This is a genomic window from Pseudomonas sp. AL10 (genome assembly GCF_029960685.1).
GTDB classification, from domain to species: Bacteria; Pseudomonadota; Gammaproteobacteria; order Pseudomonadales; family Pseudomonadaceae; genus Aquipseudomonas; species Aquipseudomonas lactis.
Genome location: NZ_JASBQZ010000018.1, coordinates 23,262 through 42,159 on the forward strand (window position 1 = coordinate 23,262; position 18,898 = coordinate 42,159).

15 protein-coding genes are annotated in these 18,898 nt (G+C 59.0%); 11 read left to right on the forward strand and 4 right to left on the reverse strand.

Annotation, left to right across the window (positions count from 1 at the left end):
- Positions 1-43: 43 nt before the first annotated feature.
- A complete protein-coding gene (locus tag QK296_RS17540) occupies positions 44-832 on the reverse strand; it encodes a VacJ family lipoprotein (protein ID WP_003189993.1) in 789 nt (262 codons plus the stop codon).
- Positions 825-2,123, reverse strand: coding sequence for a serine/threonine protein kinase (locus QK296_RS17545; protein WP_034135177.1), 1,299 nt, complete (start codon positions 2,121-2,123; stop codon positions 825-827). The genes QK296_RS17540 and QK296_RS17545 overlap by 8 nt, the downstream gene beginning before the upstream one ends.
- A 234-nt stretch (positions 2,124-2,357) precedes the next feature.
- Between QK296_RS17545 and QK296_RS17550 the strand changes: the two genes are divergently transcribed.
- Positions 2,358-2,726 carry a hypothetical protein gene (locus QK296_RS17550; RefSeq protein ID WP_014717724.1) on the forward strand — a complete coding sequence of 123 codons (369 nt, stop codon included), beginning with the start codon at positions 2,358-2,360 and terminating at the stop codon, positions 2,724-2,726.
- Between the two features lie 106 nt (positions 2,727-2,832).
- Here the strand turns inward: QK296_RS17550 and QK296_RS17555 are convergent, their stop codons facing one another.
- Positions 2,833-4,386, reverse strand: a complete 1,554-nt coding sequence (locus tag QK296_RS17555; RefSeq protein ID WP_282391129.1) for a glycosyl hydrolase family 17 protein — start codon at positions 4,384-4,386, stop codon at positions 2,833-2,835.
- A gap of 332 nt (positions 4,387-4,718) precedes the next feature.
- Between QK296_RS17555 and QK296_RS17560 the strand changes: the two genes are divergently transcribed.
- The 3 genes from QK296_RS17560 (at position 4,719) to QK296_RS17570 (ending at position 7,769) form a co-directional block, all read left to right on the forward strand.
- Positions 4,719-5,570 (forward strand): glycine betaine ABC transporter substrate-binding protein, encoded by an 852-nt coding sequence (locus QK296_RS17560; RefSeq protein WP_003189999.1) that lies wholly within the window; start codon positions 4,719-4,721, stop codon positions 5,568-5,570.
- 232 nt (positions 5,571-5,802) lie between these two features.
- Positions 5,803-6,114, forward strand: a complete 312-nt coding sequence (locus QK296_RS17565; protein ID WP_003190001.1) for a DUF485 domain-containing protein — start codon at positions 5,803-5,805, stop codon at positions 6,112-6,114.
- Complete coding sequence (locus QK296_RS17570; RefSeq protein ID WP_003190002.1) at positions 6,111-7,769, forward strand: cation acetate symporter; 1,659 nt, start codon at positions 6,111-6,113, stop codon at positions 7,767-7,769. The genes QK296_RS17565 and QK296_RS17570 overlap by 4 nt, the downstream gene beginning before the upstream one ends.
- 237 nt (positions 7,770-8,006) lie before the next feature.
- Here the strand turns inward: QK296_RS17570 and gltA are convergent, their stop codons facing one another.
- The gene (gltA, locus tag QK296_RS17575; protein ID WP_003190003.1) at positions 8,007-9,296 is read right to left on the reverse strand and encodes a citrate synthase; all 1,290 of its coding nucleotides are present in this window, start codon (positions 9,294-9,296) and stop codon (positions 8,007-8,009) included.
- Between the two features lie 365 nt (positions 9,297-9,661).
- Here gltA and sdhC point away from each other — a divergent pair, with 365 nt between their 5' ends.
- The 7 genes from sdhC to lpdA all read left to right on the forward strand — a co-directional run bounded on the left by sdhC (position 9,662) and on the right by lpdA (position 18,784).
- On the forward strand, positions 9,662-10,036 hold the full coding sequence (sdhC, locus tag QK296_RS17580; RefSeq protein ID WP_003190005.1) for a succinate dehydrogenase, cytochrome b556 subunit: 375 nt from the start codon (positions 9,662-9,664) through the stop codon (positions 10,034-10,036).
- Positions 10,030-10,398 carry a succinate dehydrogenase, hydrophobic membrane anchor protein gene (gene sdhD, locus QK296_RS17585; protein ID WP_003172805.1) on the forward strand — a complete coding sequence of 123 codons (369 nt, stop codon included), beginning with the start codon at positions 10,030-10,032 and terminating at the stop codon, positions 10,396-10,398. The genes sdhC and sdhD overlap by 7 nt, the downstream gene beginning before the upstream one ends.
- Before the next feature lie 3 nt (positions 10,399-10,401).
- Positions 10,402-12,174, forward strand: coding sequence for a succinate dehydrogenase flavoprotein subunit (gene sdhA, locus QK296_RS17590; RefSeq protein ID WP_034135179.1), 1,773 nt, complete (start codon positions 10,402-10,404; stop codon positions 12,172-12,174).
- Positions 12,175-12,185: 11 nt separating this feature from the next.
- Complete coding sequence (locus QK296_RS17595; protein WP_003172807.1) at positions 12,186-12,890, forward strand: succinate dehydrogenase iron-sulfur subunit; 705 nt, start codon at positions 12,186-12,188, stop codon at positions 12,888-12,890.
- A gap of 261 nt (positions 12,891-13,151) precedes the next feature.
- The gene (locus QK296_RS17600; protein ID WP_003190008.1) at positions 13,152-15,983 is read left to right on the forward strand and encodes a 2-oxoglutarate dehydrogenase E1 component; all 2,832 of its coding nucleotides are present in this window, start codon (positions 13,152-13,154) and stop codon (positions 15,981-15,983) included.
- A gap of 44 nt (positions 15,984-16,027) precedes the next feature.
- Positions 16,028-17,248, forward strand: a complete 1,221-nt coding sequence (gene odhB / locus QK296_RS17605) for a 2-oxoglutarate dehydrogenase complex dihydrolipoyllysine-residue succinyltransferase (RefSeq protein ID WP_003190009.1) — start codon at positions 16,028-16,030, stop codon at positions 17,246-17,248.
- 99 nt (positions 17,249-17,347) lie between these two features.
- Positions 17,348-18,784: a dihydrolipoyl dehydrogenase gene (gene lpdA, locus QK296_RS17610; RefSeq protein WP_003190010.1), complete on the forward strand. Its 1,437-nt coding sequence runs from the start codon at positions 17,348-17,350 to the stop codon at positions 18,782-18,784.
- Positions 18,785-18,898 lie beyond the last annotated feature (114 nt).

The window sequence follows — 18,898 nt, forward strand, 5'->3', positions numbered from 1 at the left end:
AAAAAGGCCATTCAATCGAATGGCCTTTTTTTATCGCTGCTGTTTACTCGGCGATCTGCAACTTGCGCGATTCGGTGTAGATATACCGCACCTTCTCATACTCGAATGGCGAGTTCATCTGGCCGTAGCGGAAGCTGGTCTGGTAGCGCTTGTCCACGGCGCGCAGGGCCCAGACTTCCGGGTGGTTGGAGCTGACTTCAGACACGTTGAGGAAGTTGATCTGCGATTCGGCGCTGTAGTCCACCAGCAGGCCGCCGGTGTCACGCAGGTTCGACGGGCCGAAGATCGGCAGCATCAGGTAAGCACCCCCCGGTACACCGTAGAAGCCCAGGGTCTGGCCGAAGTCTTCGCTCTGGCGCGGCAGGCCCATGGCGGTGGCCGGGTCCCACAGGCCCGCGATGCCAATGGTGGTGTTGACCAGCAGGCGCCCGGTGGTTTCCAGGGAGCGGTGGCCCTTGAGCTGCAACAAGCTGTTCATCAGGTTAGGCACATCGCCCAGGTTGTTGAAGAAGTTGCTCACGCCGGTGCGCAGAAAGCTCGGCGTGACATAGCGGTAACCGTTCACCACCGGCAGGAACACCCACTGGTCGAAGCGATAGTTGAAGTGGTACACGCGGCGGTTCCACGACTCCAGTGGGTCGTAGACGTTGAGCGCGGTGAGCGTGGAACGCTCGAATTCGCGCTGGTCCAAGCCTGGGTTGAACTTGAGCTTGGTCAGCGGCTCCTTGAAGCCGTCGGCATCGACCTTGACGGGTTCTTGGGCCTTGCTGTTGTCGGCATTGGCCACGCCTGCGCACATCAGTGCGGCGAGCAGCAGAAGATATTTAGCCACGGAAGAACTCCAGCATGGCGTCGGCGTTGACGCGGTAATTAAGGTTGCCGCAGTGGCCGCCCAGCGGGTAGACGGTCAAGCGATCGCCGAAAGTTTTACGCAGGAAGCCCAGGTCGCCAGGGCCGAGGATCACGTCGTCGGCGTTATGCATCACGGCGATTTTCGGGCTGTCGCGCAGGTAGTCCTTGAGGGCGTAGAGGCTGACCTGGTCGATCAGTTGCAGCAGGCTGCCGCCATCGGAACGCGCGCGCCACATTGGGATCACTTGTTCGGTGAGGTAGCAGTCGAAGTCGCACTGCAGGGCACGCTTGAGGAACGGCGTGAGGCTGGTGCCTTCGGTAATCGGGTACTTGGGCGGAATAATCAGGCCACGTCGGTTGATCAAGTCCGAAGTGAAGGCAATGTCGGCGGCCGAGAAGCGGAACGAGGTGCCGATCAGCATGGCCATCTGTTCATTGGTCAGGTGCTGCTTGGACTGCTGGAAGTCATAAAGCAGGGCATCGTTAAGGTCGATATAGCCTTTTTGCTGGAAGTAACGTGTCAGTTTGCTCAGCACCAACTCATAGAAAGTGGTGCTGTTGTTGATGCCCTTGACCTCGGTCTGTACCAGCTTGTCGAGGTTGGTGATCGAGGTGTAGAGGTTGACCGGCGGGTTGAGCAGCAGCACTTTCTTGAAGTTGAAGCTGCGGCGGGTCTCGTCCAGCTTGCTGACAAACGCCGCATCCAGGGCGCCCAGGCTGTAGCCGGTGAGGTAGAAATCGGTCACGGGCAACGAGGCGTTCTGTGCGCGCACGGCCTGCATCACGCGGTACATGTCTTCGGCGTCTTCCTGGGTGATGCCCGGGGTGGCGAAGCGCGAAGCGGCGCTGATGAAGTCGAAGCTGGTCGGCGAGGACAGCTGCACCACATGGTAGCCGGCCTGGTAATACAGTTTTTTCAGGTATTCGTTGATGCTGCTGTCAAAGCGTGCACCGGTGCCGGCGATGAGGAAGATCAAAGGCGCGGCGCGGTCCTGCTTGGCAATGCGGTAGGTGAGTTTCTTCACCGCCCAGAAATTGTCCGGCAGGCTGAACTCGCGCTCGGGGCGCATCGTCAGGGTGTAGTCGGACTGGTTGATCTCGTCATCGGTCGGCAGGGTTGGCCGCAGATCGGGAGGTGTGGTGGCGATGGTCGCTTCGAACGGGTTGGTCAAAGGGTAGCCATAGCTGGCTTGGTCGATATCGACGGCCAGTGCTGACGCACTCAAAAATAGGCTGCCCAGCAAGGCAGCACAGCGCAAGGAACGGAGCATGACTTAATCCCTAAGAGGAACGGGCTGAATGAAGTTCGCAGGCTATGACCACCGCCTTGTCACCGAAGTGCCAGCACTCGGCACGAAAAGTCGGAAAAAAACGTCGGAATCGGGGTAATAGTAGCGAGACGATACACTTTGCCATGCTTTGTTGAACAGATATCTGTGCGAACACCTTGCTAACGGCCGCCGTGGGATTAAGCTGGGCGCCGTTTTTGCCTATCGGAGTGCCCCATGTCCCGTCGTTTGCCGTTGATCCTGCTGCTTATTGCCCTGCCGTTATGGCTGGCCGCCAGTTATGCCGCACGCTATGGCTTTATGGAGGATGGGCAATGGGTTGGCATCTGTGCGGATGAGGCCAGCCGCTGGGAGTGCCAGGTGCGTTCGAATTTGGGTTTGATGATTCATTTCAAGCTGCTGGGGTGGGCGGCGTTGATCACCTCGGTGCTGGGCTTTTTTGTACCGGGGCGTGCGGGGTGGGCGTTGGCGGTGGTGGGGTTGGTGTTCGGGTTGCCGGCGCTGGCGTTGTACAACACGACGTTTGCGGTGTTTGCAGTGGTGATTGCGGGGTTGCGGTTGGTCAGGAAGCCGCGCGGGGCCTGATGTGGCCTCATCGCAGGCAAGCCAGCTCCCACAGTTGACCGTGCTCACAGATAGAAATGTGTGAACCCAATCAACGGTGGGAGCTGGCTTGCCTGCGATAGCGGTGTCAAGCCTTGCGCACCCGCAAGCAACGCCACAAAGCCGCAACCATCAGCACGCTGACCACTGCCCAACCCCAGGCCTGCTGGTTCAACAGCCCTTCACGGTACAACTGCGGCGCAATGCCGGCACCGATGATAAAGGCCAGCAATGCAATCTCCCGACGCGGCCCGGTTACCGGGCGTACCAGGTACACCAGGGCCGGCAGCACCAGCGCTGCGCTTGGGAAGCTGCGATAGCGCGGGTCAAACACCAGCGCCAGCATCATCACCGCACCGGCAAACCCGGCGATTGCCACCAGCCAGCCGGCGCGCTGCTCCAGCCAGTGGAACCCGCGCTCACGCCAGCCTTCCCGGGCGCTGAGGGCCAGGGCGGCGTGCGCCAGCACCAGCAGGTTCAACACCACCAGCAAGCCTGCCCATACCCATTCATCGTTGAAGCGCGCGGTAACGCGGGTCAGTTCGGCCCAACTGCCGATGGAACATGCCGCCACGGCACCGAGCAATGGCAGTATTAACGCAGAGCGCGGGCTGCGAACGCGGCCGCCGAGCACCAGGGTGCCAAGCAGGATGAGCCCGCCGACGCCCAGCCACAGCGGCCAGTACGGCACATTGGTCACAGGGCCTGCGAGAACGCCTTTGTCCTGACGGTCTGCATCGAACAGCCCCCAGTAACCGCCCACAGCCCCTTCACTGGCGCGCTTCCATGGCTGGTCAAAGGCTTCGATCAGGTTGTAGCGCCAGCCATTGGCTTCGGCCATGGCCACGAAGCCACGCATGAACCTGGCTTCATTGACCCGGCTGGGCACGGCGGTTTCGCGCTGGCGACCCTCGCTGGGCCAGCCGGTTTCGCCGATCACGATGTCCTTGGGCGCGAATTTATGGCCGAAGGTCTGGCGCACATCGCCCACGTGCTTGAGCGCCTGGTCGATGCCGGATGGCTCATCTTCCCAATACGGCAGCAGGTGAATGGTCAGGAAGTCCACCGCCGGCTCGATTTCCGGGTGTTGCAACCAAAATTCCCAGACATCGGCATAGGTGGCGGGCTGCTTGATCTGGCTTTTAACCTGATGGATCAGCGCCACCAGTTGCTTGGCAGTGACTTCCTTGCGCAGCAGGGCTTCGTTGCCGACGATCACCGAGGTCACCACGTCCGGGCTGGCGTTGGCCGCCGCGATCAACTCGTTGATCTCTTTTTGAGTCGCCACGGGGTCACTGCTGACCCAGGCCCCGGCCATCACCTTCAACCCATGCTTGCGCGCCATGTCCGGCAGGGCTTCCAGGCCGGTCATGGAATAGGTGCGAATGCACTCAAAACGCGTGGCGAGCAGCGCCAGGTCGGCGTCCATGCGCTCGGGGCGCAGCGCGAACGGTTGGTCGAATGGGGATTGGTCTTTGTCGAACGGCGTGTAGGACGCACATTGCAGCTTATGGCTGGCGCTGGCGACGTCCGGCAATACCACGGGCCGGCCGAGGCCGTACCAGTAGCCGGCAAGGGCAAGCACGCCGAGGATCAAGGCAAAGAAATAGGGCAGGGCAGGGAAGCGGGCAGTCGCGGGCATGGTCGGCTTATCTGGGGGAGCAAAGGCGCGCATCTTACCCGGATTTGCCGCAGCCCAGTGCGGCTGCATAATTTTGACATGCAAACTTCGGGCGGGATTCTGGCGATAACGCCTACAAAGCGTCCTACTGGCGATGTGATGTCGTTTCTTGCTCAACCAAGGTCGCTGACAGAGCAGGGCAAATGCCTACGCAGGTTGAAGATAAAACTGTCAGTACTCCACTGATGCCTCAGCAACCGGATCGATGCGCGTGAAGGGGGCGCGGTGCACCCTATAACAACAGTTTGACGTCGCTCGGCATCCGTCGGGCGCAGCACTTTCGGGGAAGTACTATGAAGATGCGACGACTCTTGGGCGCAGCTGCCACTCTGGTAGTTGCGATGGGCTCCTCACTGGCCAGTGCCGACAGCAAGACCCTGAGCATCGGCTACGTGGACGGCTGGTCCGACAGCGTGGCCACCACTCATGTGGCGGCAGAGGTGATCAAGCAAAAGCTCGGCTACGACGTAAAACTGCAAGCGGTTGCCACCGGGATCATGTGGCAGGGCGTCGCCACCGGCAAACTCGATGCCATGCTCTCCGCCTGGCTACCTGTAACCCACGGTGAATACTGGACCAAGAACAAGGACAAGGTGGTCGACTACGGCCCCAACTTCAAGGACGCCAAGATCGGCTTGATCGTGCCGGAGTACGTCAAGGCCAAGTCCATCGAAGACCTCAAGACCGATACCACCTTCAAGAACAAGATCGTCGGCATCGACGCCGGTTCAGGCGTAATGCTCAAGACCGACGAAGCCATCAAGCAATATGGCCTGGACTACAAACTGCAAGCCAGCTCGGGTGCGGCGATGATTGCCGAACTGACCCGTGCCGAAGACAAGCAGGAGTCGATTGCGGTCACCGGTTGGGTGCCGCACTGGATGTTCGCCAAGTGGAAACTGCGTTTCCTGGACGACCCAAAAGGGATTTATGGTGCTGCTGAAACGGTCAACAGCATCGGCAGCAAGGGCCTGGAGAAGAAAGCGCCGGAAGTCGCGGCCTTCCTGAAGAAATTCCAGTGGGCCTCCAAGGATGAAATCGGTGAAGTCATGCTGGCGATTCAAGAAGGCGCCAAGCCGGACGCCGCGGCCAAGGACTGGGTAGCCAAGCACCCCGAGCGCGTCGCCGAATGGACCGCTAAATAACCCCGCCCCAATTGTAGGAGCGAGCTTGCTCGCGAAGAACGCATAGGCACCGCGATCATCCAGAATGAACGCGTTATCGTTGACGTTTTTCGCGAGCAAGCTCGCTCCTACATTTTTTACAAATCCTCGCTAAGCTCGATCTACTACTAAGGTCGTCTGGAACCCATTGCGCAGCCGCATACAGTGGATACGTTCCAAAATAATAAAAAGCTGTGCTGCGAGGATAAAAACAATGAACGACAGCATTTACCTCTCGATTCAAAACAGCCCGCGTTTCAAGGAGCTGGTCAGGAAAAGGGAAAGGTTCGCCTGGATTCTCTCGGCGATCATGCTAGGGCTTTACTCCGCTTTCATCCTGTTGATTGCCTACGGGCCACAAGTACTGGGGGCCAAGATCAGCCCCGGTTCCTCGATTACCTGGGGCATTCCCCTGGGCGTCGGGCTGATTGTGTCGGCCTTCATTCTCACCGGCATCTACGTGCGTCGGGCCAACGGCGAATTTGACGACCTGAACAATGCGATTCTCAAGGAGGCTGCGCAATGATCCGGCGTCTATTGGCTCTATTCGGTGCTTCGCTGTTGGCTCCGGCCGTTTGGGCGGCGGACGCATTGACCGGTGAAGTGCACAAGCAACCGCTGAACATCTCGGCCATTGTGATGTTCGTCGCGTTTGTCGGCGCCACCCTGTGCATCACTTACTGGGCGTCCAAGCGCAACAAATCGGCGGCGGACTACTATGCGGCGGGCGGCAAGATCACCGGTTTCCAGAACGGTCTGGCGATTGCCGGTGACTACATGTCGGCGGCGTCCTTCCTGGGGATTTCCGCGCTGGTGTTCACCTCCGGCTACGACGGCTTGATCTACTCGATCGGCTTCCTGGTGGGCTGGCCGATCATTCTGTTCCTGATCGCCGAGCGCTTGCGTAACCTGGGCAAATACACCTTTGCCGACGTGGCGTCCTATCGCCTGGGGCAAACCCAGATCCGCAGCCTGTCGGCCTGTGGCTCGCTGGTGGTGGTGGCGTTCTACCTGATCGCGCAGATGGTCGGCGCGGGCAAGCTGATCCAACTGCTGTTTGGCCTTGATTACCATGTGGCGGTGATCCTGGTGGGTATCCTGATGTGCATGTACGTGCTGTTCGGCGGTATGTTGGCGACCACCTGGGTGCAGATCATCAAGGCGGTACTGTTGCTGTCCGGTGCCTCGTTCATGGCGCTGATGGTGATGAAGCACGTCAACTTCGACTTCAACATGCTGTTCTCCGAGGCGATCAAGGTTCACCCCAAAGGTGAGGCGATCATGAGCCCCGGCGGCCTGGTGAAAGACCCGATCTCGGCATTCTCCCTGGGCCTGGCACTGATGTTCGGTACCGCTGGCCTGCCGCACATCCTGATGCGCTTCTTCACGGTGAGCGACGCCAAGGAAGCGCGTAAGAGCGTGCTGTACGCAACCGGCTTCATCGGCTACTTCTATATCCTGACCTTCATCATCGGCTTCGGCGCGATCCTGCTGGTCAGCACCAACCCGGCGTTCAAGGACGCAGCGGGCGCCTTGCTCGGTGGCAACAACATGGCGGCGGTGCACCTGGCCAACGCGGTGGGCGGCAGTATCTTCCTGGGCTTCATCTCGGCTGTGGCGTTTGCCACCATCCTGGCGGTGGTTGCCGGCTTGACCCTGGCGGGTGCTTCGGCGGTGTCCCATGACCTGTATGCCAGCGTGATCAAGAAAGGCAAGGCCAACGAGAAGGACGAGATTCGCGTGTCGAAGATCACCACCGTAGCCTTGGGGGTATTGGCCATCGGCCTGGGTATCCTGTTCGAAAGCCAGAACATTGCGTTCATGGTCGGCCTGGCGTTCTCCATCGCCGCCAGCTGTAACTTCCCGGTGCTGCTGCTTTCCATGTACTGGAAAAACCTCACCACCCGTGGCGCCATGATTGGCGGCTGGCTGGGCTTGATCAGCGCCGTGGGCCTGATGATCCTCGGCCCGACCATCTGGGTCTCGATCCTGCACCATGAAAAGGCGATCTTCCCGTACGAGTACCCGGCGCTGTTCTCGATGATCATTGCGTTCGTCGGCATCTGGTTCTTCTCCATCACCGACAAGTCGGCGGCGGCAGAGAAAGAGCGCGCGCTGTACTTCCCACAGTTTGTGCGTTCGCAGACTGGCCTGGGGGCGAGCGGGGCGGTTAATCACTGAGTTGTCAGTTGCATAAGAGATACCCCGGTCGCAAGGCCGGGGTATTTTTTTGCCTGGGTCTTTTGTGTTGCCTGGGCTGGCCTCATCGCGGGCAAGCCCGGCTCCCACAGGTTGACTGTGTGAACCCGATCGACTGTGGGAGCTGGCTTGCCTGCGATGACGGTAGATCAGGCCACACAAACAAAAACGGCCTCCACTAAGGGAGGCCGTTCTCATTACAAACATACAATCAAGTGCTTACTTGCGATCTTCCAGCTTGGTGATGTCACGCGACTCGTAGCCGGTGTACAGCTGGCGCGGGCGACCAATCTTGTACGGGCTGGAGAGCATTTCTTTCCAGTGGGAGATCCAGCCCACGGTCCGCGCCAGGGCGAAGATCACGGTGAACATGCTGGTTGGAATGCCGATCGCCTTGAGGATGATCCCCGAGTAGAAGTCGACGTTCGGGTACAGCGAGCGTTCGATGAAGTACGGGTCGGTCAGGGCGATCTCTTCCAGGCGCATGGCCAGTTCGAGTTGCGGATCGTTCTTGATGCCCAGTTCCTTCAACACTTCGTCGCAGGTCTGCTTCATGACGGTGGCGCGCGGGTCGCGGTTCTTGTAGACCCGGTGACCGAAGCCCATCAACTTGAACGAGTCGTTCTTGTCCTTGGCCTTGGCGATGAATTTGTCGATGTTGGACACATCGCCGATTTCATCGAGCATGGTCAATACGGCTTCGTTCGCACCGCCGTGGGCAGGGCCCCACAGTGCGGCGATGCCGGCGGCAATACAGGCGAACGGGTTGGCACCCGAAGAGCCCGCCAGGCGCACGGTGGAGGTGGAAGCGTTCTGCTCGTGGTCCGCGTGGAGGATGAAGATCCGGTCCATGGCCTTGGCGAGCACCGGGCTGATCGGTTTGATCTCGCACGGGGTGTTGAACATCATGTGCAGGAAGTTTTCCGCGTACGTCAGGTCGTTGCGCGGGTACATCATGGGTTGGCCCATGGAGTACTTGTAAACCATTGCGGCCAGGGTCGGCATCTTGGCAACCAGGCGGATCGCGGAAATTTCGCGATGCTGCGGGTTATTGATGTCCAGGGAGTCGTGATAGAAGGCCGACAGGGCGCCTACTACACCGCACATGACGGCCATCGGGTGGGCGTCGCGACGGAAGCCGTTGAAGAAGGTCTTCAACTGCTCGTGAACCATGGTGTGGTTCTTCACGGTGCTGACGAACTGGGCTTTCTGCTCGGCTGTTGGCAATTCGCCATTTAGCAGCAGGTAGCAGGTTTCCAGGTAGTCCGACTTTTCAGCCAGTTGCTCGATCGGGTAGCCGCGATGAAGCAGAATGCCATTATCACCATCGATATAGGTGATCTTCGACTCGCAGGAAGCGGTCGACATGAAGCCTGGGTCGAAAGTAAAACGGCCCGTGGCCGTCAGGCCCCGTACGTCGATAACATCGGGACCAACGGTGCCGGTTAAAATGGGCAGCTCGACGGGGGCTGCGCCCTCGATGATCAACTGCGCTTTTTTGTCAGCCATGTGGCCTCCTATTTATGCTTCAAATCATCAGACAGACCCCCCACGCAGGGCCCGCACCACTATATTGATATAAATCCAGATGTCAATTTGCCTAAAGTCTTGCGCCAGAAGGCTTTAACCGTACTTTTTCGTCGAAATTGCCTGCCATTTACGCCTTTTATCCCGCCAGCGCAATCAGCTATTAGGGTGAGGTGTGCGCGTTGTCATTAGTAACCTAACTGTCTATACTCGGCCACCGACCGCCAAGGGCTTTTGGGCTTGCTTTCATTGGGGGTCGCACTCCCTGGGTGGTGCTTACCTGACCAGTCGCACTCCCCAACAACTTTGCCCTGATTGTTAGGGGCTCTTCAGTGTGAAAAAAAGCCGTGAATAGCCAACGACCTGTAAACCTAGACCTAAGGACCATCAAACTCCCCATCACCGGCGTTACGTCGTTCCTGCACCGTGTTTCCGGCATCATCCTGTTCCTGGGCTTGGGCATCATGCTTTATGCATTGAGCAAATCCCTGGGTTCCGAGGAAGGATACGCCGAGGTGAAGGCATGCTTGACCAGCCCGCTGGCCAAGTTCGTAGCATGGGGCCTCCTGTCCTCTCTTCTGTATCACCTGGTAGCCGGTGTGCGCCACTTGATCATGGACATGGGCATCGGTGAGACGCTGGAAGGCGGCCGCCTGGGCTCGAAAATCATCATCGCCATTTCCGTGGTGCTGATCGTTCTGGCAGGAGTTTGGATATGGTAACCAGCGTAACGAATCTGTCGCGTTCGGGCCTCTATGACTGGATGGCACAGCGTGTGTCTGCGGTCGTTCTCGCGGCTTATTTCATTTTCCTGATCGGATACCTCGTCGCAAACCCGGGCATCGGCTATGAGCAATGGCACGGCCTGTTTTCCCACAATGCGATGCGAATCTTCAGTCTGCTGGCCCTTGTAGCCCTGGGCGCTCACGCCTGGGTTGGCATGTGGACCATCGCGACTGACTACCTGACGCCGATGGCGCTGGGCAAGTCCGCGACTGCAGTACGTTTCCTCTTCCAGGCAGTATGCGGCGTCGCGATGTTCGCTTACTTCGTCTGGGGTGTGCAGATTCTTTGGGGTATCTGATTCATGGCTAACATTCCAACTATTTCATTCGACGCCATCATTATTGGTGGCGGCGGTGCTGGCATGCGCGCTGCGCTGCAGCTGGCCCAGGGCGGTCACAAGACTGCCGTGATCACCAAAGTGTTCCCGACGCGCTCCCACACCGTATCGGCCCAGGGTGGCATCACCTGCGCCATCGCCTCCGCCGACCCGAACGATGACTGGCGCTGGCACATGTACGATACCGTCAAGGGTTCCGACTATATCGGTGACCAGGACGCTATCGAATACATGTGTCAGGAAGGCCCGGCCGCGGTGTTCGAGCTGGACCACATGGGTCTGCCGTTCTCCCGTACCGAGCAAGGCCGTATCTACCAGCGCCCATTCGGTGGCCAGTCCAAGGATTACGGTAAAGGCGGGCAGGCTGCCCGTACTTGCGCTGCGTCCGACCGTACTGGTCATGCGCTGCTGCATACCCTTTACCAAGGCAACCTGAAAGCCGGTACCACGTTCCTGAACGAGTACTACGCGGTTGACCTAGTGAAGAACGGCAAGGGCGAGTTCGTCGGCGTGATCGCCATCTGCATCGAAACCGGTGAAACCACTTACATCCGCGCCAAGGCTACTGTGCTGGCGACCGGTGGTGCAGGTCGTATCTACGCTTCTACCACCAACGCCCTGATCAACACCGGTGACGGCGTCGGCATGGCCCTGCGTGCTGGCGTACCGGTACAAGACATCGAAATGTGGCAGTTCCACCCGACCGGCATCGCCGGCGCCGGTGTACTGGTGACCGAAGGTTGCCGTGGTGAAGGTGGTTACCTGATCAACAAGCACGGCGAGCGTTTCATGGAGCGTTATGCTCCGAACGCCAAAGACTTGGCTGGCCGTGACGTTGTGGCTCGTTCGATGGTTAAAGAGATCATCGCCGGTAACGGCTGTGGCCCGAATGGCGACCACGTACTGCTCAAGCTCGATCACCTGGGTGAAGAAGTGCTGCACAGCCGCCTGCCTGGTATCTGCGAGCTGTCCAAGACCTTCGCCCACGTTGACCCGGTAGTTGCTCCGGTTCCGGTGGTTCCAACTTGCCACTATATGATGGGCGGCGTGCCGACCAACATTCATGGCCAGGCAATCACCCAGAACGCCGACGGCCAGGACGAGATCATCCATGGTCTGTTCGCAGTAGGTGAAGTGGCTTGCGTATCGGTTCACGGTGCCAACCGCCTGGGCGGTAACTCGCTGCTTGACCTGGTGGTATTCGGTCGCGCGGCCGGCCTGCACCTGGAGAAGGCGCTGACCGACGGCATCGAATACGATGACGCCACCGACGCCAACATTGAAGCCGCCCTGGCGCGCCTGAACGCTCTGAACGAGCGCACAGATGGCGAAGACGTAGCGACCCTGCGTCGCGAGCTGCAAAACTGCATGCAGAACTACTTCGGTGTGTTCCGTACCGGCGAATACATGCAGAAGGGTATTGCCCAACTGGCTGACCTGCGCAAGCGCATCGCCAACGTCAAGATCAACGATAAGAGCCAGGCGTTCAACACCGCTCGTATCGAAGCCCTTGAGCTGCAAAACCTGCTGGAAGTGGCTGAAGCGACGGCGATCGCCGCCGAGGTTCGTAAAGAGTCCCGTGGTGCTCACGCTCGTGAAGACTTTGAAGATCGCGACGACGAAAACTGGTTGTGCCACACCCTGTACTTCCCGGGTGACAAGCGCGTAACCAAGCGTGCCGTGAACTTCTCGCCGAAGACGGTGCCGACGTTTGAACCGAAGATTCGGACTTACTAAGGGTGGCTGCCATGTTGAAAGTCAGTGTTTATCGCTACAACCCTGATCAGGACGCTGCGCCGTTCATGCAGGAGTTCCAGGTCGATACCGGTGGTAAAGACCTGATGGTGCTGGATGTACTGGCACTGATCAAAGAGCAGGACGAGGGTTTCTCCTATCGTCGCTCTTGCCGTGAAGGTGTGTGCGGTTCCGACGGCATGAACATCAACGGCAAAAACGGCCTGGCGTGCATCACGCCGCTGTCCGCCGTGGTCAAAGGCAACAAGCTGATCGTTCGTCCACTGCCAGGTTTGCCGGTTATCCGTGACCTGGTCGTCGATATGAGCATCTTCTACAAGCAATACGAGAAAGTTAAGCCGTTCCTGCAGAACGACACGCCGGCTCCGGCCATCGAGCGTCTGCAGTCCCCGGAAGAACGTGAAAAGCTCGATGGCCTGTACGAGTGCATCCTGTGCGCTTGCTGCTCGACATCCTGCCCGTCCTTCTGGTGGAACCCGGACAAGTTCCTGGGTCCAGCTGCCCTGCTGCAAGCCTACCGCTTCCTGGCAGACAGCCGTGATACCAAGACGTCCGAGCGTCTGGCTTCGCTGGATGACCCGTTCAGCGTATTCCGCTGCCGCGGGATCATGAACTGCGTCAACGTATGTCCTAAAGGCCTGAACCCGACTAAGGCCATTGGTCACATCCGTAACATGCTGCTGCAAAGCGGCGTGTAACTGACGTTGTAGTAAAGCAGGACCGTTGTGCCCGTAAATGCTGCGGCGCAGGCTTCAACCGGCGCCGTAGTTTTAACTTGAGCAGCGACTTACAAAGCCGCGGCTCTTATTTTGAAGAAATGAGACAAGCAGGGGCATTCGGGTTGGTACCCGAACTATCAGCGTGATCCTAAGTGGCTTGTTTTGGTCGCTGCACTTGGCCTTTTGCAAGCAAACTCGGTGTTTTCGCCGGTGGTGTCCCCAAATCGAGGGTGACCAAGCATGCAAGAAAGCGTGATGCAGCGCATGTGGAACAGCGGCTATCTTTCAGGTGGTAACGCTGCCTATGTGGAAGAGCTTTATGAGCTCTACCTGCACGACCCTAACGCTGTGCCAGAAGAATGGCGCACCAAATTTCAGACGTTGTCTTCAGACGGCAACGCTGCCACCGATGTATCGCACGCAACAATTCGCGATCAGTTCGTGCTGCTGGCAAAGAACCAGCGCCGCGCCCAACCGGTTTCCGCCGGCAGCGTGAGCAGTGAGCACGAGAAGAAGCAAGTTGAAGTACTGCGACTGATCCAGGCCTACCGTATGCGTGGCCACCAGGCAGCCCAGCTTGACCCGCTGGGGCTGTGGCAGCGTCCTGCACCTGCAGACCTGTCGATCAATCATTACGGCTTGACCAATGCCGATCTTGATACGACCTTCCGTGCCGGCGACCTGTTCATCGGCAAAGAGGAAGCGAGCCTACGCGAAATTCACGAAGCGTTGCAGCAGACATATTGCCGCACCATCGGCGCTGAATTCACGCACATCACCGATTCCGAGCAGCGCCACTGGTTCCAGCACCGCCTGGAAGGCGTGCGTGGCCGTCCGGTATTGTCCGCCGATGTGCGCGGCCACCTGCTGGAGCGCGTGACCGCGGCCGAAGGCCTCGAGAAATACCTGGGCACCAAATACCCAGGCACCAAGCGTTTCGGCCTGGAAGGCGGCGAAAGCCTGATTCCGATGCTCGACGAGCTGATCCAGCGTTCCGGTTCCTATGGCACCAAGGAAATCGTGATCGGCATGGCTCACCGTGGTCGCCTGAACGTGTTGGTCAACACCTTCGGCAAGAACCCGCGTGAGCTGTTCGACGAGTTCGAAGGCAAGAAGAAGGTCGAGCTGGGTTCCGGTGACGTTAAATACCACCAGGGCTTCTCGTCCAACGTGATGACCACCGGCGGTGAAGTTCACCTGGCCATGGCCTTCAACCCCTCCCACCTGGAAATCGTTTCGCCAGTGGTCGAGGGTTCGGTACGTGCTCGCCAGGATCGTCGTAACGACGCCACCGGTGAGAAAGTGCTGCCGATTTCCATCCACGGTGACGCGGCATTCGCCGGTCAAGGCGTGGTCCTGGAAACGTTCCAGATGTCGCAGACCCGCGGCTTCAAGACCGGCGGTACCGTTCACATCGTCATCAACAACCAGGTGGGTTTCACCATCAGCAACCCGTTGGATGCGCGCTCCACCGAGTACGCCACCGACGTTGCCAAGATGATCCAGGCGCCGATCCTCCATGTGAATGGCGATGATCCGGAAGCCGTGCTGTTCGTGACCCAACTGGCTGTCGACTACCGCATGCAGTTCAAGCGCGACGTGGTCATCGACCTGGTTTGCTACCGCCGTCGCGGTCACAACGAAGCGGACGAGCCAAGCGGCACCCAGCCGTTGATGTACCAGCAGATCACCAAGCAGCGCACCACCCGTGAGCTGTACGCCGAAAGCCTGACCAAGGCCGGCGTGGTTGACGAAGCGCGTGTTCAGGCGAAAGTCGACGAATACCGCAACGCGCTGGACAACGGCCTGCATGTAGTGAAAAGCCTGGTCAAGGAACCGAACAAAGAGCTGTTCGTTGACTGGCGCCCCTACCTGGGTCACACCTGGACTGCACGTCACGATACCTCGTTCGATTTGAAGACGTTGCAGGAACTGTCCGCCAAGCTGCTGGAAATTCCCGAAGGCTTCGTCGTACAGCGCCAGGTTGCAAAGATCTACGAAGACCGTCAGAAGATGCAAGCCGGCGGCCTGCCGATCAACTGGGGTTACGCCGAAACCATGGCGTACGCGACCCTGGCGTTCGAAGGTCACCCGATCCGCATGACCGGCCAGGACATCGGCCGCGGTACGTTCTCGCACCGTCATGCTGTATTGCACAACCAGAAAGACGCGGGCACCTACATCCCGTTGCAGAACCTGTACGAAGGCCAGCCACGTTTCGACCTGTACGATTCGTTCCTGTCCGAAGAAGCCGTACTGGCGTTCGAATACGGTTACTCGACCACCACGCCTAATGCGCTGGTGATCTGGGAAGCCCAGTTCGGCGACTTCGCCAACGGTGCCCAAGTGGTGATCGACCAGTTCATCACCAGCGGCGAGCACAAGTGGGGCCGTCTGTGCGGTCTGACCATGCTGCTGCCACACGGTTATGAAGGCCAGGGCCCGGAGCACTCCTCGGCCCGTCTGGAGCGTTACCTGCAACTGTGCGCCGAGCACAACATTCAGGTGTGCGTGCCGACGACCCCGGCCCAGATCTACCACTTGCTGCGCCGCCAGGTGATCCGTCCGCTGCGCAAGCCGCTGGTGGTGCTCACGCCGAAGTCGCTGTTGCGTCACAAACTGGCCGTTTCGACCCTGGAAGATCTGGCCCAAGGTTCGTTCCAGACCGTGATTCCAGAGATCGACACGCTGGACGCCGCCAAGGTCACTCGCCTGATCCTGTGCAGCGGCAAGGTCTACTACGATCTGCTGGAAAAACGCCGTGCCGAAGGCCGCGAAGACATCGCCATCGTGCGTATCGAGCAGCTTTATCCGTTCCCGGAAGATGACCTCATGGAGATCATCGCGCCTTACACCAACCTCACGAACGTTGTGTGGTGTCAGGAAGAACCGATGAACCAGGGCGCCTGGTACAGCAGCCAGCATCATCTGCGTCGCAGCATCGGCAACCACAACAAGGCATTGGTCCTTGAGTATGCCGGTCGTGATGCTTCTGCTGCACCTGCCTGTGGTTATGCGTCGATGCACGCCGAGCAGCAGGAAAAACTGCTGCAAGATGCTTTCACTGTTTAACGCCTTCGCGCTGACTGAAACCGAATTTTAAGGACCTACAGATAATGGCTATCGAAATCAAAGCCCCGTCATTCCCGGAATCGGTTGCCGATGGCACCGTTGCCACCTGGCACAAGAAACCAGGCGAGGCCGTCAAGCGTGACGACCTGATCGTCGACATCGAGACCGACAAAGTCGTTCTGGAAGTGTTGGCCGAAGCTGACGGCGTGCTGGGCGCGATCGTTGCTGAAGAGGGCGCTACCGTTCTGTCGAACCAGGTACTGGGTTCGATCGAAGAGGGCAGCGCTGCTGCCGCTCCTGCTCCTGCCGCCGCTGCACCGGCTGCTTCTGCCCCTGCTGCACCGGCTGCGGGTGGCGAAGACCCAATCGCTGCACCGGCTGCACGTCAACTGGCGGAAGAAAACGGCATCAACCTGGCTTCCATCAAGGGCACCGGCAAAGATGGCCGTGTGACCAAGGAAGACGTGGTTGCCGCCGTTGAAGCCAAGAAGAACGCTCCGGCTGCCGCACCTGCCAAGGCTGCAGCGCCTGCTGCCGCTGCGCCTGTGTTTGCCGCTGGCGACCGCACCGAGAAGCGCGTACCGATGACTCGCGTACGTGCCACCGTGGCCAAGCGCCTGGTTGAAGCTCAGTCGAACATGGCGATGCTGACCACCTTCAACGAAGTCGACATGACCGAAGTCATGGCCCTGCGTTCGAAGTACAAGGACCTGTTCGAGAAGTCCCACAACGGCGTGCGCCTGGGCTTCATGTCGTTCTTCGTGAAAGCGGCCACCGAAGCGCTGAAGCGCTTCCCGGCAGTCAACGCTTCCATCGACGGCGGCGACATCGTTTACCACGGCTACTCGGATATCGGCGTTGCCGTCTCCAGCGACCGCGGCCTGGTGGTTCCAGTCCTGCGTAACGCCGAGCTGATGAGCCTGGCCGAAATCGAAGGCGGCATCGCTGGCTTCGGCAAGAAAGCCCGTGACGGCAAGCTGACCATCGACGAGATGACCGGCGGTACCTTCACCATCACCAACGGTGGTACCTTCGGTTCGATGATGTCGACGCCGATCGTCAACCCACCGCAAGCCGCGATCCTGGGCATGCACAACATCATCCAGCGTCCGATGGCCATCAACGGCCAAGTCGTGATCCGCCCAATGATGTACCTGGCACTGTCTTACGATCACCGCCTGATCGACGGTAAAGAAGCCGTGACGTTCCTGGTGACCATCAAGAACCTGCTGGAAGACCCGGCTCGCCTGCTCCTGGACATCTGATAGAAGCAGTTGCACGTTGCGAGCTGCAAGCTGTAGGAAAAAGCAGCTTGGCTTGCAACGTGTGACTAGAAGCTTGTCGCAAATAGAGGATCTATTTTCATGACACAGAAATTTGACGTTGTAGTGATTGGTGCAGGCCCTGGCGGCTATGTTGCCGCCATCAAGGCCGCGCAACTGGGCCTTTCCACTGCTTGCATCGAAAAATACACCGACAAGGAAGGCAAACTGGCGTTGGGCGGTACTTGCCTGAACGTAGGTTGCATTCCGTCCAAGGCGCTGCTGGACAGCTCCTGGAAATTCCACGAAGCCCAAGACGGCTTCGCGATCCACGGCATCAACCATGCTGGCGTGACCATGGACGTGCCAGCCATGGTCGGCCGTAAAGCCAACATCGTCAAAGGCCTGACTTCCGGCGTTGCCACCTTGTTCAAGGCCAACGGCGTGACTTCGATTCAAGGCCACGGCAAGCTGCTGGCCGGCAAGAAAGTTGAAGTCACCAAGCCAGACGGTTCGGTTGAAGTCATCGAAGCCGAAAACGTGATCCTGGCCCCAGGTTCGCGTCCAATCGACATTCCACCTGCACCTGTTGATAACAACGTGATCGTTGATTCGACCGGCGCCCTGGAATTCCAAGCCGTACCTAAGCGCCTGGGCGTGATCGGCGCTGGCGTGATCGGTCTGGAGCTGGGTTCGGTATGGTCGCGTCTGGGCGCTGAAGTCACCGTGCTGGAAGCCCTGGACACGTTCCTGCTGGCTGCCGACACCGCGGTGTCCAAGGAAGCGCTGAAAACCCTGACCAAACAAGGTCTGGACATCAAGCTCGGCGCCCGTGTGACCGGTTCGAAGGTCAACGGCGAAGAAGTCGTAGTGACCTACACCGATAAAGACGGCGAGCAGACCATCACTTTCGACAAGCTGATCGTTGCCGTGGGCCGCCGCCCAGTGACCAACGACCTGCTGGCTTCCGACAGCGGCGTGAACATCGACGAACGTGGTTTCATCCACGTTGACGATCATTGCGCTACCACCGTGCCTGGCGTCTATGCCATTGGCGACGTGGTTCGTGGCATGATGCTGGCCCACAAGGCTTCCGAAGAGGGCATCATGGTCGTTGAGCGCATCAAGGGTCACAAGACCCAGATGAACTACGACCTGATCCCATCGGTTATCTACACCCACCCGGAAATTGCATGGGTCGGCAAGAACGAACAGCAGTTGAAAGCTGAAGGCGTTGAAGTTAACGTCGGCACCTTCCCGTTTGCCGCTTCTGGCCGTGCCATGGCAGCTAACGACACCGGTGGTTTTGTCAAAGTCATCGCTGATGCCAAGACTGACCGCGTATTGGGCGTCCACGTGATTGGCCCAAGCGCTGCAGAACTGGTTCAGCAAGGCGCAATCGGCATGGAATTCGGCACCAGTGCCGAGGACCTGGGCATGATGGTCTTCTCCCATCCGACCCTGTCCGAAGCGTTGCACGAAGCCGCGTTGGCAGTGAATGGCGGCGCCATCCACATCGCCAACCGCAAGAAGCGCTAAGCGAGATAATAAGAAACCACGGCGGAGTTGCCCGTCGTGAGCCTTGCGCGCAAGACTCACCGCGGAATATCCGCTGGACGCAGCCTTGTGCAGCTTTACGGGCCATAAGCCCCG